Below are 21224 nucleotides of genomic sequence, written 5' to 3' on the forward strand. Positions count from 1 at the left end.
ATCATTTCTACCCCAAGCGCTGCCAACTCGGCATCCAAAGGGTCACTGTCGTAGGCTTTGTCCCCGATCAGCCGCCGTGGACAGTCCAGACCGAACGACGCTTCCAGCGGGTCATGGACCAGAGTCACCTCGGCAGGACTGGCGCTGCTGGTGTGGACCGCGAGCGGCACGCCACTCGCGTCCACGATGATCATGATCTTGGTGCCTTTGCCCTTCTTTGTGGGGCCGACCTCCGCGCCCCCTTTTTGGCGGCACTGAAGGTGCCATCAATAAACGCTTCCCGCAGGTCGAGGAGTCCATGGTCCTCCAACAGCTCGTAGAGCTGTCGCAGGACGTTCGGGAACACGCCACGCTCGTTCCATTCTTGAAACCGCTCGAAGCACGTGGACTTGGGGGGATAGTTGGGTTGCGGCAGAGCCTGCCACTGCGCCCCCGTACGCAGCACCCACAGCATGCCTTCCAGCAGCTCTTTGTCATCCCGCCGCGGGTCTGCTTCTTGGGAGGGGGCAGCAGGGGAGCGAGGATGGCCCATTGCTCGTCCGTCAACCGCATTCCCTCAGGTTGCTAGCCCTCCGGGCCACTCCACCGTAACCATTTTCCGGATGATCTCTAGCACTACTTAAATACGGATTCTGGCGTTGTGAACGGCCTCTGTACGTGTCTGGCAGGCTGGAGCATGCCCGCCCCTCAGGACAAGGCTCTGCCCCTTCGGCGCTTCCTGCGTCCTTTCCAGCGGGTCCTGGGCCATGCTCGGCGGCGCCAGTGGTGTCCGCTGTAGCTACGACGAGGATGACGTTCATCTCGTCGTAGGGCGCACTTCACACTCGGGCATGTCAATCTCGTTGCTTCACGGGCCGTTCGCGAGAGTCTGGTGGGCCGGGCTGATCAGCATGACCGGCAACTGGATGCTCGCCGCAGCCCTTCCCGCGTATGTGTACCTCGCCACCGGCTCGGTGCTCGCCTCGAGCCTGATGTTCCTTGCGTCCGTCGTGCCGCACGTGCTGCTCGGCTCGCTCGCGGGCGCCCTCGCGGACCGCGTCGACCGCGTTGCGTTGATGACTCGGCTCAACCTGCTCGCCGCCGCGAGCGTCTTGCCGCTCCTGCTCGCCGCACCCAGCTCGATGTGGCCGGTGGTGCTCGTCTGCGTCCTTGAGACCCTCGTGACCCTGCCACTCGGCCCGGCCGAGAACGCCCTGCTGCCCACCCTCGTGCCGCCCACGCGACTGCCCCGTGCCAACGCCCTGAACGCTCTCAACAACAACATCGCGCGGCTGCTCGGTCCGGCCCTGGGGGGCCTCGTGCTCGCGCGCGCGGGTCTTTCCGCCGTCGTGCTGCTCGACGTCGCGTCCTATGTCGTCGCTGCTGCCCTGCTGTGGCCGCTCGTCCCGGCCCGTTCCACCCGCGGGGCCGTCCGCATAAATCTCAAGGTGGTCCGGCAGGCTGGGCAGGCGCTCGTGAACGTGTCCCGTGACGGCCTGCGTCTGGCGCGGGAAGTCCCGGCGTTGCGACTGCTGCTGCTCACCACCGCCCTCGGCGGAGTGGGGGAGGGTTTGTTCGCGGTGCTGCTCGCCCCGTTTGTCGTGAGCGTCCTGCGAGGCGACGCGGGCGCGTACGGGCTGATCATCAGCGCTCAGGCGGTGGGAGGTCTGATCGGCGCGGTGGTGATGACGCCCCTCGCGGGACGCTGGTCGCCCGTGACGCTCGCGGCGAGTGGAGCGCTGGGACTCGGCGTGATCGACGCGTTGATCTTCGCGTCCCCGCTGGTGCTGTCCGGTGTGTGGCCCGCGACGCTGCTGATGATCCTCGCCGGGCTGCCCGCGAGCGCTGGCGGTGTGGGTTGGACGACCCTGATGCAGCGTGTCACTGTGGACGAGCGGCGCGGTCAGGCGTTCGGGGTGTCCGCGCAGGTGTCCGCGCTGAGCGTCCTGGCGGGCACGGGCCTCGCAAACGCTGCGCGGACACCGGACGCGATCCTGCCGGTCATCTCGGTGCACGCCGTGACGCTGCTCACCTCGGGTGTGATTGTCGCGCTGCGGCGACGCGTCCTCAACGTTCCTTCTGCAGACGCGCCACGGGATGGGCAGGAGAGCTTGCCAGGCTGACGGTCCTCCTACTCGTCCTCGTGGAGCGGCGCGACGGCGAGGCGCAGCAGATGCGGGGAGCGGGTGGTGCCCTGCCCGCCGCCCGCGTAGCGCTGCCGCAGTTCGAACAGCTCGCGCTGCAATGCCTTGGCCTGCGCGTGGTCGAGGTGCAGCACGCCCCAGGAGTCCCACACGGCGGGCTGCTCATCGGAGAGAAGGTCCATGAAGAACGCGTTGTCCTCCTCCCCGGGGGCTGGGCGTGGCTCGACGTTCTCCGCCACGTGCCCTCCCGGCTGGCGGTAGACGTGGAGGCCCAGGGGCCGACCACGCCGCTCAGCCGCCTCGACCCATGCCGTGCCGATGCTACGCGACAGGCGACGTTGCGCGCCCTCGAAGAGCACGTCGCCGAGCTGCCGATCGGACTCCAGCGGCGTGACGTCGAAGGGAATGAACAGTGACCCGGGCGCCCGGTAGAGCAGCATCGGGCGACCCCGCCGCGTCTGCTCACCCACCCGGGTGAGCAGACCGAACTGGACGAACTGCCGGATGCGTGACGTCATGGTGGTCAGTGGCACTCCGACCTCACGAGCGGCTTCCTGTGCGGTTCGATCGGCTCCAAGGAACGGCACGAGGCTCGCGCGGATCATGGGATCGAGCAGTCGTCGCGCTGCGTGAGGTGAAACCACGACGAGCTCGTCGGCGCTGGCGGGGAGCATGCTTCCACCATAACGGGAGACCGTCGACTTCGTTGCAGCGGGAGCGTCAGAAGGTTGCGCGGATGTGGTCGAAGCACGCGTGAACACGGTCATCCGCATCCGGGAAGTGGATCACGTGCCCGCAGGCGGAACATGCCCCCTCTTCCTGTCGTCGGCGTCGAGCGCGTTGAGTGCCGAGCCGTCAGCCGCCCGGACGTGCAACACGAGCGGCCCACAAGGTGTTGGTTCAGGTGCAGCCTTAAACCCGCGCCTCCACACTCTTGGTCGCCGCCCTCACGATTAGGTTGGCCACGGTGTCGGCATGGGACATGAACACCACATGCGACGCGCCTTTCACTTCGAGGGCCTCACGGGCCTTCGCCCGCTCAGCCATGAAGCGGTGGGAGGCCGCCGGGATGTTCTTGTCCAGTTCACCCCACACGAACCATGACGGGATCGTCCTCCAGGTGGCGCTGCGGACGGTTTCGCTGAACGCGAGGTTGGTCGCGGGGCGTTGGGTGGCGGCCATGTTCCGCGCCACCGGTTCGGGCAGGTCCGCGCAGAACTGCGCGTGGTACTTGTCCATCTGAATGTACAGGTCCGTCGTTCCGTCACTCAGCGCCACGGGCGGCGCCAGGGTCGGCGTGAGCGTGCTGCCGGGGAATTTCGTGGACAGCGCCGCGGCGGTCTCGCCTGCTTCCGGGGCGAACCCGGCGATGAACACCAGGCCCTTCACGTTCGCGTTCCCTTCAGCTGCGCCGGTGATGACCATGCCCCCGTACGAGTGGCCGACCAGCACGAGCGGCCCCTTGAGGCTCGCGAGCGTCCTGGCGAGGTAGTCCGTGTCGGCCTTCACGCCGCGCAGCGGGTTGGGGGGCGACCACCGGGTAGCCGAGCGCGTACAGCGTGCTCATGATGTCGTTGAAGCCGGACGCGTCGGCGAACGCCCCGTGAACCAGCACGATGTGGGTTTCGGGGTGGACTGATTGTTGGCCATGAGGCGCTCCCGTTCTGGCCCATGCAGGCCGCTGGCCTTGCACTGAGCCGATGTCCCCATCAATCCAACGGCCACGGTGGCACCCGAAACTTGCAACATACGGCGGCGTGTGATGGGCGCTTCCTTGGAGTTCATGGCTGCTCCTGGGAGGTGATTGAGAGGACTGAGGGTGTCATGACGGTCCAGGGCGCCCTCCTGGCTACTCCCGGATGAAGGCCAGCAGGTCGGCGTTGAGGCGATCCTGAAGGGTGGTCGGCAGGCCGTGTGGCGCGCCCCTGTACACCTCCAGCCGCGCTTGCGGCGCGATCCTGCTTGACTTCAACGCCGCGGCCTGGATGGGCACGATCTGGTCGTCGTCGCCGTGCACGATCAAGGTCGGCACGTTCATTTTCTTGAGGTCCTCGGTGAGGTCCGTTTCCGAGAAGGCCTTGATGCAGTCGTACGCGCCTTTGATGCTGGCTTGCATGCCCTGCTGCCAGAAGGAATCGCGCACCCCCTCGGAAATGTGCGCCCCGTCCCGGTTGTAGCCGTAGAACGGCAGGGACAGGTCGCGGAAGAACTGGGCGCGGTTGTCGAAGGTGGCCGTACGAAGCGCGTCGAAAGCCTCGATAGGCATGCCTTCCGGGTTGTTCGCGGTCTTGAGCATCAGGGGTGGGATGGCGCTCACCAGCACGGCTTTGGCGAGGCGGGCGGTACCGTGCCGGCCGATGTACCGGGTGACTTCACCGCCGCCCGTGGAATGCCCCACCAGCACCGCCCCCTCCAGGTTGAGCGCGTTCATCAGGGCGGCGAGGTCATCGGCGTACGTGTCCAGGTCGTTGCCGTCCCAGGTCTGGTCTGAGCGGCCGTGACCGCGTCGGTCGTGTGCGATGACGCGGTAGCCCAGCTGACCCAGGAACATCATCTGAGCGTCCCAAGCATCGGCGCTGAGCGGCCATCCGTGGCTGAACACCACCGGCGGCCCGGCGCCCCAGTCTTTGTAGTAGATTCGCGTGCCGTCGGCGGTGGTGATGGTGCTCATCCTCTGCCTCCTTGAATGGAGATTGCGGACCACCAAGCTTCCTGATCGAACCATTGCGCGGCGTCAAAACCGCCCGCTCTGCACTTGTGCTGCGGCGGCCTTTAAGCTTGGAGGCCTGGGGCGAGCGGGGTCCGGCCTCGAGCCCCACCCCTTTGACGTCTTGACAGCCCTCCGGTGGACAACTTCATTCGTCTGCCTCCTGTGGGTCCGCGTGCAAGGACGCGAATCCACCATGACGAACAACGGGTCGCGCGCCGTCCTGCACGTTGACAAGCCGATCTTGCCGTTCCCCATCCTGGGTTCGACCGGCACCAGAAAGCCAATTCCTGCCGCAACGAACCGTATTCCAGATCCGAATAACTCAGGTCTTGCACCTGAATATGGAGTTGGGCGTACTCACCAGGAGCAACATCTTCCGCTAGGGGTTGCAGGCTCTTGCGTTCGAGGGGGCCATCAAGCCGCGCAGATACAGTGGGCACCACTTGCGCCGCTGAGCATGGCCCAGGACCCGCTGGAAGGGACGTAGGAAGCGCCGGAGGAGCAGCACGTTGTCCTGAAGAGCGGTCATGCTTCAGCGTGCCAGACACGTACAGAAGCCGTCCGCATCGCCAAAATCTGTGTTTATGTAGTGCTAGGCGGTGGCCTAGCGCCTCCGCCGTGTCGTAGGTCTCGGTGTGCTTGCTCCAGCAAACCGTGACTGGGAAAGGGGAGGGGTGCAGCGGGGTATTCGGCATGGGCACACTCCTGGAGAGTGTTGCTTAACTGGGACTCTAAACCTCGACGAGTTTCCCGAGTTTTCCCGCAAAGCGTTGGAGACATTACGGCAGCCCCTGGAGGATGGGCACGTGACGATCAGCCGTGCCCGCGCCACGGTGAGCTATCCCGCGCGCTTCCAGCTCATCGGCGCGATGAACCCCTGCCCCTGCGGCCACCACGGCGACCCCGAGAAACCCTGCACCTGCACGCCCACCGAGCGGACCCGCTACGCCGGGCGCCTCAGCGGGCCACTGCTCGACCGGATCGACCTCATCTCCCGCGTCCCGCGCCTCACCGTGGACGAGCTGACCCGCGCGCCGGAGTCCGAGGGCAGCTCCCGGGTCCGCGAACGGGTCGTGCGTGCCCGCGAGGTGATGCTGGCGCGGCAGGGCCTGCGGAACAGCGACCTCGTCGGGCAGTCGCTGCGCCGTCACGCGCCGCTCGCTCCCGGGCCGGACGCCTTCCTGCGCTCCGCCGCCCGGCAACTGGGCCTGACCGGGCGCGGTTTCGACCGTGTGCTGCGCGTCGCCCGCACGGTTGCCGACCTGGCGGGGAGCGCCGATATCCGGGAAGCCCACCTCGCGGAGGCCGTCACCTACCGCCCGCGCGACCTGGGCTGAGAATCATCGCTGCCGGTCCGTGCCGCCGCCCTCCTCCTCGCGCATACCCTCGGGGTCGAGCACGGCGGGTACCACGCTGGCGTTGGCGTTGGCGACGGAGGGAAGGGCGACCTTGTGGTCCCCCTCGCCGCCACGCAAGTCCTCGCCCGTTACCGGCGAGTTCTCCAAGTTGCCGCCCTCTTGTTCGACCTCCTCGACGCTGCGGCCCAGCGGCGTGTCCCCGTAGCGGTTGTCAGGGTCCGTCATGGCCCAGTCTGTGCCCGGGGGGGGGGGACGACGTGAGGCGCGGCTTACCCGGACCTTCATGACCTCCGGGAGGAGCTACCCGTTTTCCTCGCTGCTGTCGCGGTTCTCGCGGGCGCTGCCGCCCTCCGCGTCGCCGCTGCGGTCAGTGACTCGGCTCCCGTCCGTGACGGCGGGGATCATGCCGGTGCCCGCGGGGCCGCTCAGGACTGGGGGCACCGGGACCCCGGCGAGCATGTCGTCGTCGCGCACCTGCTCGCCGGGGACCGGGGAGTTGACCCGGTTGCCACCGTCCTGCTCGACCTCCTCCACGCTACGGCCCAGGGGGGCGTCGCCGTACCGGTTGTCCGAGTCCGTCATGAACCAGTGTGTTCCCCCGCCCGGCCGCCGCGCGTGAGCCCTGGCTTGCGCGGCCCTTCATTCCCACCCGCTATGCTGCCGCACAGTGAGGAGAATCAAGCGATGAGTGACCGCGTACTGTCGGCCCTGAAGGGTCTGGGAATCGAGGGGACGCCCACGGCCACCCTGGAGCGCGAGGGGGCCTTTTTCGCCCTGCTCGAAGGCATGCTGGTGTATCAGGACGAGCAGGGAACCCGCCGGGTAACCCTGCGCGATCTCACCCGCATTCACAGCGACCAGGCCGGGCTGCTGCGGGTGGAGACCCCGGCTGGCACGGCCCTGACCGCGAGCCTGCTGGGCTTTGACCCGGGACGGGTACAGGCCTTTTTCGCGGGAGTCCGCGACGCCACCGCCCGCGCCAAAAATCTGCCCGCCGCGCCGCTGCCCACCCCCGGAGGGCCGAAGACCTTCGGCAGCGCCTCCAAGTCGGCCGCGTCGCCCAAGCCCGCCCCCGGCCCGTCCGGTGGGGCGCCGCGTGACGCTGCTCCCGTGGCGAGCCCGGTTCGGGAGGACCAGTCCCCCAGCCGCGAGGGAACCGCCCGGAGCCCGGAGCCCCGGCCCGCCCCCGAGCGTCAGGAGAAGGTGCGGGAGGTCCGCGTCATCGCGGCCACCCCGCCCCCGGTCACCGTTTCCGAGGCACCCGTCGAGAAGAAGCCGGAGCCCAGAACCCCGTCGGAGGTGCCTTCCCCCACGCCTGCCCCGGCGGCCCCCGCCCCGAAACCCAGGGCTCTCCCCCCCACGCTGGCGGAGCGGGCGAATGTGGTCAGTGGTCTGGTCAGCCGCCTGCAACTCCTCGCGGCCGTGCTGGGGTTGGCGGCGGTCGGGCTGGCCGTGTTCCAGTTTCTGGATGGGGCGCTCCTGAACGGCATGTGGACCCTGATCGCCGGGGGCGTGAGCTGCATCGCGCTCCTCGCCTTCGCGGACGTGACCCGCCTGATCGTGGCGCTCGCCCGCGCCGTCGCGGAGGGCGCGAAGGTCGATGGGCGCGGCCCCTGAGCTGAAGGGGGAGGCCCGCGAACTCGTCCGGCAGGCGGTCGCCATTCCCTCTGTCTCCGGGGAGGAGGGGCCGGTCGCCCGCTTTCTGGTGGAGTGGATGATGGAGCGCGGCTTCCGCGCGCACGTGGACGACGCGGGCAACGCGGTGGGCGAGCGCGGCCACGGTCCCCTGACGGTCATGCTGCTGGGCCACATCGACACGGTGCCGGGGGACATCCCGGTGCGGGTGGAGGGGGACGTGCTCCACGGGCGCGGCAGCGTGGACGCCAAGGGGAGTTTCTGCGCGTTCGTGGCGGCGGTGGCGGCCCTGCCGGAGACGGCGCTGGCGGGGGCACGCTTCATCTGTGTTGGCGCGACCGAGGAGGAGGCCCCCAGCAGCCGGGGCGCGCGGCACGTCATGCGGCAGTACAGCCCCGCCCTCGTCCTGATCGGCGAGCCGAGCGGTTGGGAGGGGCTGACGCTGGGGTACAAGGGCCGCCTGGTGGTCCGGGTGCGGGTGGGGAAGGACAACTTCCACACGGCGGGGGAGGGCACGAGTGCCGCGGACGACCTCGCGGAGGCGTGGTTCCGGGTACGGGAGTGGGCGGCGGGCACGGCGGGGGAGGGCATCTTCGGGACCGTGCAGGCGACCATTCAGCACCTCTCGTCGGGCACGGACGGCCTGATGCAGGTTGCCGAGGGGACCTTCGGCCTGCGCTTGCCGCCGCAGTTGACCCCCGCTCAGGCGGAGGCGGAACTCCTCGACCTGCTCGCGGATCTGCCCGCCACCCTCACCTTCGGCGGGCACGAGGTGGCGGTCCGTCATCCCAGGGACAACGCGCTCACCCGCGCCCTGCGGGTCGCCATCCGCGAGCAGGGGGGCCGCCCGGTCTTCAAGGTCAAGACCGGCACCAGCGACATGAACGTGGTCGCCGAACGCTGGCCGGTGCCCACCGTCGCCTACGGCCCGGGGGACAGCGCCCTGGACCACACACCGAATGAGCACCTCGACCTGGCGGAGTACGACCGGGCGGTGAGGGTGCTGGCCTCGGCCCTGGCGCGGCTGGCGGGAGACCACCCAGCATGAGGACAACCTCAGGCTGAACCCCCTTGCCGTACGGGCAGATGCGGATAGGGTGGGAGCCGGAGGAGGGCGGGGGGTCCGGTGCCCCCGCCCTCGCCCCTGTGATCCGCCACAAAACCCCGGCCGGGCCGCCCACCGACGGGACGGCCTTCCGGCCCATCACGCCACGCCCCATCCCTCCGGAGACCCATGGACCCCGTCACCATCCTGCTGATCCTGTTCGTCACCGCCCTGGTCCTGTTCGCCACCGAGTGGTTGCCCGTGGACGTGACCGCGCTGCTGCTGCTGGGCTCGCTGCTCGGCCTAAGCCTCCTGAGCCCGAAGGAGGCCTTCGCGGGCTTCGGGAGCGACACCGCCCTCACGCTCGCCAGCCTGTTCATCCTGACGCGGGTGCTGCTGCGCGCGGGGGTGATCGAGTGGCTGGGCGTGAGCCTCGCCCGGCGGTCCCGCAACGTGGGGGGCATGGTGCGGGGCATGCTCGGCACCGTCGCGGGTGTGAGCGCCTTTACCAGCAACGCGGCCACGACCGCCGTGTTCCTGCCGGTGGTCACGGGTCTGGCGCGGCGGGCGGGGCTCGCCCCCAGCCGGGTGCTCATGCCGCTCGCCTACGCCAGCATCCTGGGGGGCACAATCACGGTGATCGGCACCTCCACCAATCTGGTCGTGTCGGGGGCGCTGCCTGCGGCGGGCCTCAGGCCGCTGGGCTTTTTCGAACTCGCCTGGGTCGGCCTGCCCGTCGCCGCGGTGGGGCTGCTCTACCTCTTCTTCGTCGCCCCGCGCCTGCTCCCCGCCCAGGACGCCGCGCTGGAGGAGTCCCTGCGCGCCTACCTCGCGGACCTGACGGTGGCGCCCGGCAGCCCCCTTGATGGGCAGACCCTGCGCGAGACGGGCCTGGGCCGCGACCACGGCCTGACTGTCGTCGCCGTGCGGCGCGGAGGGGACACCGTGTACGCCCCTGGCCCCGACTTCCGGGTGCAGGAGGGAGACACGCTCGCCGTCGAGGGGCAGCACGACCGCATCCTGACCGGCAAGAGCACCCTGGGGGTGTTCAGCAAGAGCGAGCAGAAACTCCAGGTCGAGGGGGATGGCGCCCCAGTGCGGCTGGTCGAGGCGGTCGTGCTGCCGGGCAGCCCCCTCGCCGGACGCACCCTGCGCGAGGCGCGCTTCCGCGAGCGTTATGGTGTCTCCGTCCTCGCTCTGCACCGCCGGGCCCGCACCGTTGAGCGCCTCGCGGGCCTGCGCGTGCAGGTCGGCGACGTGCTGATGATCCAGGGCAGCGCCGAGCGGATCGTGGCGCTGGGCGACTCCCTCACCGTGTTGGGTGACCTGACGGAGGAGCAGCGGGACCTGCGGAAGGCCCCGCTGGCCCTGCTGCTCTTCGGTGGCGCGGTGGTCCTGGGCGCCCTGGGCCTGCTGCCCCTCAGCGTGGCGGTCGTGATCGCCGTCGCCCTGGCCCTCGCCCTGCGCCTCGTCTCGCCCGACGAGGCTTACCGCGCCGTCGAGTGGCCGGTGATCGTCCTCGTCGCCTGTATGCTCGCCTTCGGCACCGCCTTCCAGGACACCGGGGCGGCAAAGGTGCTCACCGGCGCGATCTCCGGCGTCCTCGAACCTCTCGGGCCGTACGGGCTGCTCGCCGCCCTCTTCGCGGTGACGGTCGCCCTCACCCAACCGATGAGCAACCAGGCCGCTGCCCTCGTCATGCTGCCCCTCGCCATCGGGACCGCGGGGACGCTGGGGTACGATCCCCGCCCCTTCGTCATCGGCATCACCGTCGCGGCCAGCAACTCCTTTATCACCCCGCTGGAGCCCGCCTGCATGCTGGTGTACGGGCCGGGCCGCTACCGCTTCCTGGACTTCGTGCGGGTGGGCACCGGCCTGACGCTGGTGACCTTCGTGGTGGCAATGCTGGTGATTCCGCGGGTCTGGCCGTTCTGAGCGATCAGCCGTCAGCGGTCAGAAAGAAACGTTCCTGTCTGACCGCTGACGGCTGATCGCTGATCCCTAGATGAACAGCGGCGCGTCCGGGTCGTCGGGGAGGGGGCGGTCCTTGCGGGCGAGCAGGGCGGCGGTCGTTCCGATGCCGATCACGGCGCCGAGGGCCAGCACGACCAGCGCCCACGTCGTCAGAACATGGCTGCGGTCCGAACTCATGCGTGCAGCATAACAGCCGTCACCCTCGCGCGTTCCTTACAGGGGTTGAGACAGGGCCGATTCCTGCCCGGCTCAGTCCGCCGGAAGCCCCTGGCCCTGTGGGACCGGCTTGGGCAACTCCCGCGGCAACCGCATCCACAGGGCGAGCAGGGAGAGGCTCCCCAGCGCCGCGAGGGCGAGCAGACCCCAGCGCGGCCCCAGCGGCCCCTCCTTGCTGATCAGGGTGCTGGCGATGAGCGCCCCGGGGGGCCCCATCCCCACGAGCACGAAGGAATACAGGCTCATCACCCGGCCTCTGAGGTGGTCGGGGATGGAGAGCTGCACGGTGCTGTTCGCGCTGACCAGCAGGGACAGCATCCCGAAGCCGCAGGCGGCGAGCACCGGCGTACCCAGCACCGGTCCCGGCGTGAAGGCGAGTGCCACCGTGCTGGCGATCAAGAGCACGCCCCCGACCCGCAGATTCCGCAGCGGGTTGGGTTTGCTCGCCTGCCACAGTGCCCCTGCCATCGCCCCCAGCCCGAAGGCGGCCGACAGGGTACCGAACGCCGCCTCCCGCGCCCCGAAGACCACCCGCGCGAAGTACGGGATGATGATGTTGAAGTTGATCACCGTGAGGCTCAACGCCCCCACCAGCAGCATCACGTTCCGGACCGCCGGGGTGTGCCGGACGTAGGCCAACCCCTCCCGGATGTCCTCTAGGACGGTGCCCCGACTGGCCCCCTCACGCGGGGGAAAGGGCAACGTCGCAATCACGAAGAGCACAACGACAAACGAGGCGACGTTCAGGTAAAACGGCAGGGCCAGCCGGGAGAGGTTGTCCGGGTTGCCCCCCGCCAGCAGCGACACCCCCAGCGCGGCGACCAGGCCGAACACCGCCTGGCCGAGGGTGCGGCTTACGTTGAAGGAGAGGCTGTTGAGCGCCACCACGTTGGGCACGTCGCCGCGCGGCACGAAGTCCACCACCATGCTCTGCCGGGCGGGCATATCGAAGGCGTTCGCGGTGCCGCTGACAAAGGCGAGCGCCATCACCAGCGGCAGCGTCACGATGCCCAGGTGCGTGGTCACGGCCAGGGCCGCAGCGGTCAGCATCAGCGTGACCTGGGTGGCGAGCAGCACCCGGCGCCGCGGCACCCGGTCGATCACCGCCCCGGCGAACAGCGAGAGCAGCAGGCTGGGGAGGAACTGCGCCACCGTCACGTAGCCCAGGGCGGCCGAGCTGCCCCCCGAGAGTTCCAGCACCAGGTACTGCTGGGCGGTGGACTGCATCCAGGAGCCCACCAGCGACAGCAGTTGCGAGAACCAGTAGCGGCGGTAATGGACGTGGCGAAGCGCGCGAAACGTCCGCGTCCGCCACGCTGAGGCGCGGGCAAGCATTCGCCCAGCATAGGCGCGCGGGGCAGCCGGGCTGCTTCCCGTCCCGCACGGCGGAACACGGCTGGAGTGTGAAAAAATCCTCGCCAGGGGCGTGGGGGCTTGGCAACTGTGACGCAGGCATGTTACGGTGCCCCTGTTTCAATTTTCTTAGCCCGGCCCTCATTCCAGGTCGCCGTGCTTGCCCATCCCGGCGGTCTTTTCCGAGTGTCTTTCGCGCCCTGTGAGTCCTCCCTCATGCCCCAATGTTCCCGTGTCCCCATGTTGCCGAGCCTCCTGATCCTGATGGGAGCCGTCTCCCTCGCGCAGGCTGCCGGAACAGCCCCCAGCCCAGTGGGCCCCGTGCCGACTGGGCTTTCGTCTGCCGCGAGCGGCGATACTGTGACGGTGAAGCCCGGCGACACGGCCTACAGCCTGGCCCGCGCGTACGGGCTGACGGTGGATGCCCTGCTCGCCCTGAACGGCCTGACCACGCCCGAACTGCGCGCCGGACAGGTGCTGCGGGTGCGGGACGTGCCCCCCTACATCGCGCAACGCGGTGACACCCTGTACTTGCTGGCTCGCCGCTTTGACGTGAGTGTGGACAGCCTGCTGGCGCTGAACGGCCTGCCGAGGGACACCCGGCTGGAGGTCGGGCAGGTGCTGCGTATTCCCGCGCCCGGTCCGGGAGCCCCCGCTCCTCTGCCCGTGCTGGCCCAGGCCGTTCCTGCCCCCTTGGTGGCGACCGCCGAGCCGCTTCCCACCCCCGAGCCAGTCGCCCCCAGTGTCCCGCTCGTGGGCGACTGGCGGAATGCGGCCCTGGCAATGCTGGGCGTGCCCTACGCCTATGGCGGCTCCGGCCCCGCTGGGCTGGATTGCAGCGGTTTCGTCGTGCAGGTCTTCGCGCCACTCGGAGTACAATTGCCGCGCCGCAGCGCCGACCAGGCGCAGTCCGGGGCGCCCGTCGCCCTGACTGAGCTGCAACCCGGCGACCTTGTGTTCTTCGATACCGCAGGCCGCGGCGAGGTGACCCATGTCGGCATCTACCTGGGCGACGACGAGTTCGTGAACGCCAACTCCTACAAGGGGCAGGTCACGGTAGACCACCTGCTGACTGACACCTACTGGGCGCCCCGCCTGCTCGGCGCGCGGCGGGTCTTGCCCCCCGCGACCCCCACTTACGCGGCGGGGCACTGACCCCGGCAACCTCAGCGAAAAAGACGCGGCGCCTCACCTCGTGGTGGGCGCCGCGTTCTTTCGGGTGTTCAGGCCCTCAACCCGCGTCGTCGGCCACGTCCTCGTTGTCCAGCAGGTGACGGTACTCGTCCAAGTGGTCGCCCTCGCCGAGTTCGCGGGCGATCTTCTCGATGGCGAGCCGGACAACCTCGCTCTTGCTGATCAGGCGCTCGGGGCTGGAGAGTTCATAGGCGGTGCGCGTCAGCAGTGCGTCCTGTTCCTCACTGATGACAACCTGGAGGCGTTTGCGTTCCTTCTTCGGCATCCCCTGTATCCTCTCTGGCGGCGGGCTTTCCTGACGCGGCACGGACTGGTCTGCGGGGCAGCGTAGCATGCATCGTGAGTACCCTCAACATGACTCACCTTCCCCTCCCGTGAGGATGGGGTGACCTGGGCTTTACAGGAGGTACATCCTCCTGCTGCTGCCCAGCTGTAAGGTCGGCGTAGACGTGGAGTGAGCAACATGTGTAACATGCACTCGGCCGCCGCCGGGTGAGCCCAAAGACTTCCACTTTCAACGCGCCGCCCCCGGCGCTTCCAAGCCCGAAAGGACCACCATGCAACTGACGCCGCTGCACATCCAGGGAGGCCGGGAACTTTCCGGCGAGATCGTCATCCAGCCCAGCAAGAACGCGGCCCTGCCGATCATCGTCGCCAGCCTCCTGAGCAGCGAGCCCGTCACCCTGCATGGCGTCCCCCGGCTCTCGGACGTGTACACCATCCTGGATCTGGCGCATCACATCGGCACGCGCCACGCCTGGGTCGGCCCCAACAGCCTCACCCTGCACACGCCCGAGATCCTGAACACCGACGCGCCCTACGCCCTGGTCTCCAAGATGCGCGCCAGCTTCATTATGATGGGCGCGCTGATCGCCCGCGCGGGCCAGGCGACCGTCTCCATGCCCGGCGGCTGCGCCTTCGGCTACCGGCCCGTCGACCAGCATGTCAAGGCCTTCCGGGCGCTGGGCGTGCAGGTCGAGGAGGAGGGCGGCAACTTCGACGCCCGCCGGGGGGGCAGCCTGAATGGCACCTTCGTGTTCGAGCTGCTCACCGTCGGGGGCACCCAGAACGCCATCCTGGCCGCCGTGCTGGGCGACGGGGTGGTCACGCTGGAAAACGCCAGCATCGACACCGACGTGGTGGACCTGATCAACTTCCTGAACAGCCTGGGCGCCGACATCCGTGGGGCGGGCACGAACACGCTCACCATCCACGGCGTGAAGGCCCTGCGCGGGGGCGAGTACCGGATCATCCCCGACCGCATCGAGGCAGGCACCTTCATGATTGCCGCCGCCGCCACCCGCAGCCGTCTGACCCTGACGAACGTGCGCCCCGACCACCTGCGCGCCGTCAGCGCCAAGCTCACTGAGATGGGCGTGGACATCCTGGAATCGGGCGAGCGCCTGCTGGTGGACGCCCGGAACCGCACGCTGAAGCCCGTCAACGTCACCACCCAGAGCTTCCCCGGCTTCCCCACCGACGTGCAGCCCCAGATGAGCGCCCTGCTCGCCACCGTCCCCGGCGCGAGCGTCGTGCAGGACCCGGTGTACCCTGACCGCCTCACCCATGTCGCGGAGCTGCACCGCATGGGCGCCAACATCACCGTGAGCGGCTACACCCAGGTCATCCAGGGCGGCCCGCTGCACGCCGCGCCCGTCAAGGCCGCCGACCTGCGCGCTGGGGCGGCCCTCTTCATCGCAGCCCTGACGACCGAGGGCGAGACCGTGATCGACGGCGTCCAGTACCTCAACCGCGGCTACGAGCGCCTGGCCGAGCGACTGCGCTCCATCGGCGCGAACGCCTGGCAGCCCCAGCCGGTGCTGGCAAGCGCGATGGACTGAGCGGAGGGAGAGTGGCACCCGCCCCGGGAACGGAGGCGGGCGCTTTCTTTTTGTCGGGCTGCGATGGATTTAAGGCCATGGGGAAAGAAAGATTGTCACCCTGAGCACGAGTGAAGAGCCTCTCCACCTGTGGATGAGGTGCCTCGCTCGCGCTCAGCATGCCACCATTCTTTTGGCCCTAAACCTCCCCGCCCCACTCCTGCCCATGCTCGTTCCAGGCAGTTTCAATCTGCTCCAGCAACTCGACGGGCAGCGGCCCTTTCTCCACGACGGCCGCGTTCCGCTCCAGGTTCTCCACCCGCGCCGTGCCCACGATCGCGCTGCTCACCCCCAGGGCGAAGGCGGAAAAGCGCAGGGCGAACTCGTTCCAGTCCAGATCGCCGGGGTCGAGGCGCAGCGCCTGCAACCGCTCCCAGTACACCTCAGCGTACTGGCCGACCGGGCGCTCGCTGAACTGCCAGGCCGCATTGGCGATGGGACGCTTGGCGATCACGCCCAGTCCCCTTGCCGCCGCCCCAGGCAGAACGTGGTGCAGGCTCCACTGGTCGGTGAGGTTTACGCTCGTCTGAAGGCTGCCGAAACGGCCCGACTCCGCAGCCCACGCCAGAGCCTCGTTCTCACCGCTGTAGGCCGCGACCCGGATCAGGCCCGCGTCCCGGGCCCGGTCGAGTTCGGCCAGCAGGTCCTCGCGCCGCAGGGTGTCCAGCGGGCAGGAGTGCAGGTGGAAGATGTCGATGCGGTCCGTCCGCATCACACGCAGAGCACGTTCGATGCCCAGGCGGATGTTCCCGGGCGTCCAGTCCTCCGCGTCCTCCACGCTGTAACCGCCCTTGGTGCTCAGCACGAACTCGTCGCGGCGCCCGGCGAGGTGGCGCCCGATCCGTTCCTCGCTCAGGCCGTAGCCGCGTGCCGTGTCGATCAGGGTGATGCCCAGGTCGAGCGTGCGGTGGAGCAGCCGCTCGGCCTCCGTCTCGGGCAGGGCCTCGGCGCCCACCTGTCCCGCTCCCAGGCCCAGAATGCTCACCCTCAGCCCCGTGGTTCCGAAATCGCGCTCTTGCATGGGGCGCACCATACCGCCCTGAGTGACTCCGCGCCGACCTTCTGGGAGATGAGCGAGGAGGAAGACCTGCGGACGGAGCCGGAGAGTCCAGTCAAGCGGGAATTCTTCGGCGGGTACATGTATCCGCTGCATGGGCCGGTACTGGCGCAGGCGGGGGCGAGCACGGGTCAGGGGAGGGTCACCTTTAACATTGGGGCGGCACTTCTCCTGCGCTCCCGGGGGAGTGGATGCATTGTCCTCACGCAGATATGCGCGTGTACGCCACCACCACGGCGAGGCAACGGGCCTCCTTCTATCCCGACGTTGTCGTGACCTGCGAGGCGATGACGGACGAGGCCACGAATGTCCGTGCGCCTTGCCTGCTCGTGGAGGTCCTGAGCCCCAGCACGGGCCACACGGACCGGACGACCAAGCTGCTGTCTGACACCAGCCTGCCCAGTCTCCAGGTCTACCTGATCGTGGACCCCACCCGGCGCCTCGTGCGGGTGGTGGCGCTGGGCGAGGACGGCTGGACAGATCAGGAACTATTCGGCGAAGGCACTGTCCCCATCCCCTGCCTGACCACCGCCCTTACGCTGGACGACATTTACGCGAGCATCCTCGACCGTTAGACGAGTTCCGCCCGTTCCTCCTGCTCCTTGCGGAACTGGAGTTCGTACAGATCGCGGTACAGGCCGCCTGACGCGATCAGCTCCGCGTGTGTGCCGTCCTCCACGACCTCCCCGGCATTCAGGACGAGGATGCGGTCGGCCCCCCGGATGGTGGAGAGGCGGTGCGCGATCACGAAGGTGGTGCGGCCCTGCATCAGCGTCTCCAGGGCAGCCTGCACCAGGGCCTCCGACTCATTGTCGAGCGCACTCGTCGCCTCGTCGAGGATCAGGATGCGGGGGTCCTTGAGGAGGGCCCGGGCGATGGCGACCCGCTGGCGCTGCCCGCCGCTGAGCTTCACCCCGCGCTCGCCGACGATGGTGGCGTATCCCTGCGGGAAGGCGGAGATGAAGGCGTGGGCATTGGCTGCGCGGGCGGCGGCCTCCACCTCCTCGAACGTGGCGTCCGGGCGCCCGTAGCGGATGTTCTCCTCGATAGAGCCGGAAAACAGCAGCGTCTCCTGCGGCACCAGGCCGACCTGGGCGCGCAGGTCCGCGAGCCCGTAGTCGCGCACGTCCTGCCCGTCCACCCGGAGCGATCCGCTCATCACGTCCCAGAAGCGGGGAATCAGGTTCACCAGCGTCGTTTTGCCCGCCCCGCTCGGCCCCACCAGGGCGACGACCTGACCAGCGGGTACATCGAAACTCACGTCCCGCAGGGTGGGTACGTCCCCGTACTGGAAGGAGACGTGGTCGAAGGTGACACGGCCCTCGGCGCGGGTCAGGCCGAGAGGCGTGGCAGGCTCGGGCAGATCACTCCGCTCGTCCAGCAGCTCGAAGATGCGGCCCGACGCGCCGAGCGCCTCCTGAAACTGATTGAAGATGCCGGTCAGCGCCGCCACCGTCCCACCGACCTGAAGCGCGTAGATCAGGAACGTGACGAGGTTGCCCGGCGTGAGGCTCCCCGCCATGACCTGCCGCCCGCCGTACCACAGCACCACCGCGAGCGACCCGAAGGTCAGGAAGCTCATGGTCCCCGCCATCACAGCCTGAAGGCGGTTGCGGCGCAGGGCGACCCCGAAGGCGCGGGTCATGCCCTGGCCGTAGCGCCCGCGTTCGAGGTTCTCGGCGGTAAAGCTCTGCACGACCCGCACGCCGCCCAAGGCCTCGGCCGCGTCGGCGTTGGCCCTGGCAATGGTGTCCTGCAACTCGCGGGCCACCCGGCGCAATCGGCGGCCCAGGACGATGGCCGTGCCAATTACCAGCGGAATGACGGCCAGGGTCAGCAGGCTCAGGCGCGGGCTGGTCACGAACAGCAGGACGACGCTGCCCGTCAGCGCCACCGCCTGGCTGAACAGTTGCGCCAGCGCCGTGCTCGACACTGCCTGCACCGTGCTCACGTCCGAGGTGAGGCGGCTGGTCAGGTCCCCGGTCTTATGTTCCCCGAAAAACTGGGGCGAGAGCGAGAGCAGGTGCGAGAAGAGAGCCCGGCGCAGGTCGGCCACCACTCCTGACCCGACGGTGGAGAGCAGGTACGACTGCCCAGCCCCGAACAGCGCCGACAGCGCGAAGATGCCCAGCAGGGCAAGGACCGTCCGGTCGAGCGGCCCGGTGTCCGTGCTCCCCACCCGCAGGAAAGAGGCGTCGATCAACCGCCCGAATAGCAGTGGAAAGACGAGGTTCAGGCCGCTGGAGATCAGCGTGGCGAGCAGCCCCAGCACGAACAGGCCCCGGTACGGCCGCGCGTAGGCGAGCAGCCGCCGGAGCTGCCGGGGGTCACGTTTCACCCGGGGCGCATTCGGGTCACGGGCCACGGAGGGCAGGCGTGAGGGGCGCGAGAACATGGATCAGAGTACGCCCGCCCCGCGGAGGGTGTGAACTGGCCGAACAGCGGGGAGGGACTTCTGTCAGGCCCCACGACACGATATGGATCGCGAATGTAAGAGGCTGTCATGCTGAGCAGGGCGGGATGCTTCGCCCCGCTTAGGGCAACCGGCCTTGACGTCTATGCATCTTCCCCCAGGCCGCCCATCACGGAACTCCTGCTGCCTCTGGGTATGGAACCCTCACCAAACAGAAGGGAGCGGCAGGCCCTTTTCCTGGCCCGCCGCCCCTCTGCCCGATCTTTGCGCCTAAGCCAGCACAGCCGCCGCTTCTACAGCGGGCAGCTCGAAGGCGTCCGCGACGCCCTGGTAGGTCAGCTTGCCCCCGTGGGTGTTCAGGCCGAGCATCAGCGCGCGGTTGCGGTGCAGAGCCGCGGTCCCGTGGTCGGCGAGCATCAGCGCGTAGGGGAGGGTCTGGTTGGTAAGCGCGAAGGTGCTCGTGCGCGGCACGGCGCCCGGCATGTTCGCCACCCCATAATGGATCACGCCGTCCACGACGTAAGTCGGGTCGTCGTGGGTGGTGGGGTGGATCGTTTCCACGCAGCCGCCCTGGTCCACCGCCACATCCACGATGACGCTGCCCTCCTGCATCAGGGGGAGCATGTCGCGCGTGACGAGGTGGGGGGCCTTGGCGCCGGGGATCAGCACCGCGCCGATCAGCAGGTCCGCCTCGGGCAGCAGGGCGCGGATGTTCGCCTCGCTGCTCATCATGGTGGTGAGTTTGCCGAAGAACACGTCGTCGAGGTAGGTCAGGCGGCGGTGCGACACGTCGAGCACCGTGACCTTGGCCCCCAGCCCCATCGCCATCTTCGCGGCGTTCGTGCCCACCACGCCGCCGCCGATGATGACCACATGGCCCGCCTGCACGCCGGGCACGCCGCCCAGCAGCACCCCGCGCCCGCCGACCGGCTTCTGGAGGTGGTACGCGCCCGCCTGCACGCTCAGGCGCCCGGCGACCTCCGACATGGGCATCAGGAGGGGGAGGCTGCCGTCCTCAAGCTGCACCGTCTCGTACGCGACGGCGGTGGTACCCGCCGCGAGCAGCGCCTCGGTGAGGGGTCGGTCGGCGGCGAGGTGGAGGTAGGTGAAGAGCAGCAGGTCGTCCCGCAGGTACTTGTACTCGGAGGCGATGGGCTCCTTGACCTTCATCACCATCTCGGCGGCCCAGGCGTCTGCCGCCGTGCCCATCACGGCGCCCGCCGTCACGTACTCGCTGTCGCTGATGCCGCTGCCCAACCCCGCACCTTCCTCCACGACAACGGTGTGTCCCCGACGCACCAGCGTTCCTACCCCACCGGGCGTCAGTGCCACGCGGTTTTCCTTAACCTTGATTTCCTTCGGAAGTCCGATCTTCATTACATACTCCTGCCGGGCCGCGCGGGCATCTGCCGCCAGCCTCTTTCTGTTGATGTGGCGCAATGATAGCAGGACTCGATCCTTCCGCGATTGCCGGGCGGGGGTAGGAACACCCGTACCCGAGCAATCCTGTTGCGCTGTTCTGCTATTCTTGTGAGGTTTATGTTACAGCCCGAACTGGACGCCACCGACCGACGCATCCTCGCCATCCTCCAGCGGGACGCCCGCATCCCGAACACTGAACTCGCCGACGAGATCGGCCTGACGCCCGCGCCCACCCTGCGGCGGGTGCGGCGGCTGGAGGAGGAGGGCATCATCAGCCGCTACGTGGCGCTGCTTGACCCCAAGCAGGTGGGCCGCGACCTGATGGTCCTGGTGCGGGTCACGCTCGACAAGCAGACCAAGCAGGGCTTCGAGACCTTCGCCGAGCATATGCGTGCCCGACCGGAGGTGCTGGAGTGCTACCTCTGCCTGGGCGACACCGACTACCTGCTCAAGGTCTGCGTGCCCGACCTCGACGCCTACCAGAACTTCCTGGTGGACGTGCTGGCCTCCAGCCCCGGCGTGCGGAATACGGCCAGCACCATCGTGGTCAAGCAGGAGAAGTACACGACGAGCCTGCCGCTGGAATGAGGGGGAAGGAGCGTGCGCAGAAGTTTGTGGGTTGGGCTGGCAGAAAGCATCCTGAAGAAAGGAGCTCTGTATGCCCAAACCGAAGGACAAGCCCCTCTTCGACCCCGCGCTGCTCGACGCTGCCCTCGAAGGCCGTCGTACCGCTGCGGACGTCGGCGACCTCATCCAGCAGTTCACCAAGGCGATCCTGGAACGCGCTCTGGATGCCGAGTTGACGCACCATCTCGGTCATGAAACCCGGCAGGCCGTGGGCAAT

21 protein-coding genes and 2 pseudogenes are annotated in these 21224 nt (G+C 68.6%); 10 read left to right on the forward strand and 13 right to left on the reverse strand.

The annotated features are described in order from the left end of the window. Positions 1-552 (reverse strand): annotated as a pseudogene (locus F784_RS25685) (IS5 family transposase); the annotation flags it as partial. Between the two features lie 278 nt (positions 553-830). On the opposite strand from F784_RS25685, the gene F784_RS24145 reads away from it, so the two are divergent. Then, positions 831-2102, forward strand: a complete 1272-nt coding sequence (locus tag F784_RS24145; RefSeq protein WP_169405725.1) for an MFS transporter — start codon at positions 831-833, stop codon at positions 2100-2102. A gap of 8 nt (positions 2103-2110) precedes the next feature. Here the strand turns inward: F784_RS24145 and F784_RS0120955 are convergent, their stop codons facing one another. The 4 genes from F784_RS0120955 to F784_RS26465 form a co-directional block, all read right to left on the reverse strand. Continuing rightward, a complete protein-coding gene (locus F784_RS0120955) occupies positions 2111-2641 on the reverse strand; it encodes a hypothetical protein (RefSeq protein WP_019588672.1) in 531 nt (176 codons plus the stop codon). 394 nt (positions 2642-3035) lie between these two features. Beyond that, complete coding sequence (locus tag F784_RS0120960; protein WP_019588673.1) at positions 3036-3632, reverse strand: alpha/beta fold hydrolase; 597 nt, start codon at positions 3630-3632, stop codon at positions 3036-3038. 340 nt (positions 3633-3972) lie between these two features. Further along, entirely contained in the window at positions 3973-4794 is an 822-nt protein-coding gene (locus F784_RS0120965; protein WP_019588674.1) for an alpha/beta fold hydrolase, read from the reverse strand. A gap of 418 nt (positions 4795-5212) precedes the next feature. Next, a complete protein-coding gene (locus F784_RS26465; RefSeq protein WP_157465425.1) occupies positions 5213-5362 on the reverse strand; it encodes a hypothetical protein in 150 nt (49 codons plus the stop codon). A gap of 145 nt (positions 5363-5507) precedes the next feature. On the opposite strand from F784_RS26465, the gene F784_RS24150 reads away from it, so the two are divergent. After that, a complete protein-coding gene (locus F784_RS24150; protein WP_245557994.1) occupies positions 5508-6170 on the forward strand; it encodes an ATP-binding protein in 663 nt (220 codons plus the stop codon). A gap of 3 nt (positions 6171-6173) precedes the next feature. Here the strand turns inward: F784_RS24150 and F784_RS24155 are convergent, their stop codons facing one another. Together F784_RS24155 and F784_RS0120980 are read right to left on the reverse strand one after the other, a co-directional pair. Next, a complete protein-coding gene (locus F784_RS24155; RefSeq protein ID WP_019588676.1) occupies positions 6174-6416 on the reverse strand; it encodes a hypothetical protein in 243 nt (80 codons plus the stop codon). Positions 6417-6491: 75 nt separating this feature from the next. After that, positions 6492-6773 carry a hypothetical protein gene (locus F784_RS0120980; protein ID WP_019588677.1) on the reverse strand — a complete coding sequence of 94 codons (282 nt, stop codon included), beginning with the start codon at positions 6771-6773 and terminating at the stop codon, positions 6492-6494. A gap of 102 nt (positions 6774-6875) precedes the next feature. Here F784_RS0120980 and F784_RS0120985 point away from each other — a divergent pair, with 102 nt between their 5' ends. From F784_RS0120985 to F784_RS0120995, 3 genes are all read left to right on the forward strand, one after another. Next, positions 6876-7808 (forward strand): hypothetical protein, encoded by a 933-nt coding sequence (locus F784_RS0120985; RefSeq protein ID WP_026332630.1) that lies wholly within the window; start codon positions 6876-6878, stop codon positions 7806-7808. Further along, positions 7792-8874, forward strand: a complete 1083-nt coding sequence (locus F784_RS0120990) for a [LysW]-lysine hydrolase (protein WP_019588678.1) — start codon at positions 7792-7794, stop codon at positions 8872-8874. The genes F784_RS0120985 and F784_RS0120990 overlap by 17 nt, the downstream gene beginning before the upstream one ends. A gap of 186 nt (positions 8875-9060) precedes the next feature. After that, positions 9061-10806 (forward strand): SLC13 family permease, encoded by a 1746-nt coding sequence (locus tag F784_RS0120995; RefSeq protein ID WP_019588679.1) that lies wholly within the window; start codon positions 9061-9063, stop codon positions 10804-10806. Between the two features lie 66 nt (positions 10807-10872). Here the strand turns inward: F784_RS0120995 and F784_RS26705 are convergent, their stop codons facing one another. Beyond that, on the reverse strand, positions 10873-11022 hold the full coding sequence (locus tag F784_RS26705) for a hypothetical protein (RefSeq protein ID WP_019588680.1): 150 nt from the start codon (positions 11020-11022) through the stop codon (positions 10873-10875). A 72-nt stretch (positions 11023-11094) separates the two neighbouring features. Continuing rightward, complete coding sequence (locus tag F784_RS0121005; RefSeq protein WP_019588681.1) at positions 11095-12396, reverse strand: MFS transporter; 1302 nt, start codon at positions 12394-12396, stop codon at positions 11095-11097. 258 nt (positions 12397-12654) lie between these two features. Here F784_RS0121005 and F784_RS0121010 point away from each other — a divergent pair, with 258 nt between their 5' ends. Next, positions 12655-13569, forward strand: coding sequence for a C40 family peptidase (locus tag F784_RS0121010; protein ID WP_026332631.1), 915 nt, complete (start codon positions 12655-12657; stop codon positions 13567-13569). Positions 13570-13645: 76 nt separating this feature from the next. Here F784_RS0121010 and F784_RS0121015 read toward each other — a convergent pair whose 3' ends face one another. Continuing rightward, complete coding sequence (locus F784_RS0121015) at positions 13646-13873, reverse strand: hypothetical protein (protein ID WP_019588683.1); 228 nt, start codon at positions 13871-13873, stop codon at positions 13646-13648. A 292-nt stretch (positions 13874-14165) separates the two neighbouring features. Here F784_RS0121015 and murA point away from each other — a divergent pair, with 292 nt between their 5' ends. Further along, positions 14166-15449 carry a UDP-N-acetylglucosamine 1-carboxyvinyltransferase gene (gene murA / locus F784_RS0121020; protein WP_019588684.1) on the forward strand — a complete coding sequence of 428 codons (1284 nt, stop codon included), beginning with the start codon at positions 14166-14168 and terminating at the stop codon, positions 15447-15449. A 178-nt stretch (positions 15450-15627) separates the two neighbouring features. Here murA and F784_RS0121025 read toward each other — a convergent pair whose 3' ends face one another. Next, a complete protein-coding gene (locus F784_RS0121025; protein ID WP_157465426.1) occupies positions 15628-16509 on the reverse strand; it encodes an aldo/keto reductase in 882 nt (293 codons plus the stop codon). Positions 16510-16757: 248 nt separating this feature from the next. On the opposite strand from F784_RS0121025, the gene F784_RS24990 reads away from it, so the two are divergent. Further along, on the forward strand, positions 16758-17120 hold the full coding sequence (locus F784_RS24990; protein ID WP_019588686.1) for a Uma2 family endonuclease: 363 nt from the start codon (positions 16758-16760) through the stop codon (positions 17118-17120). Here F784_RS24990 and F784_RS0121035 read toward each other — a convergent pair. Both F784_RS0121035 and ald read right to left on the reverse strand, forming a co-directional pair. Beyond that, positions 17117-18940 (reverse strand): ABC transporter ATP-binding protein, encoded by a 1824-nt coding sequence (locus F784_RS0121035; RefSeq protein ID WP_019588687.1) that lies wholly within the window; start codon positions 18938-18940, stop codon positions 17117-17119. The genes F784_RS24990 and F784_RS0121035 overlap by 4 nt on opposite strands. Before the next feature lie 288 nt (positions 18941-19228). Continuing rightward, entirely contained in the window at positions 19229-20335 is a 1107-nt protein-coding gene (gene ald / locus F784_RS0121040; RefSeq protein ID WP_019588688.1) for an alanine dehydrogenase, read from the reverse strand. 162 nt (positions 20336-20497) lie between these two features. On the opposite strand from ald, the gene F784_RS0121045 reads away from it, so the two are divergent. Together F784_RS0121045 and F784_RS0121050 are read left to right on the forward strand one after the other, a co-directional pair. Beyond that, positions 20498-20968 (forward strand): Lrp/AsnC family transcriptional regulator, encoded by a 471-nt coding sequence (locus tag F784_RS0121045; protein WP_019588689.1) that lies wholly within the window; start codon positions 20498-20500, stop codon positions 20966-20968. 70 nt (positions 20969-21038) lie between these two features. Next, positions 21039-21224: pseudogene (locus F784_RS0121050) on the forward strand (hypothetical protein); the annotation flags it as partial.

Origin of the sequence: Deinococcus apachensis DSM 19763, assembly GCF_000381345.1 — a bacterium.
GTDB classification, from domain to species: Bacteria; Deinococcota; Deinococci; order Deinococcales; family Deinococcaceae; genus Deinococcus; species Deinococcus apachensis.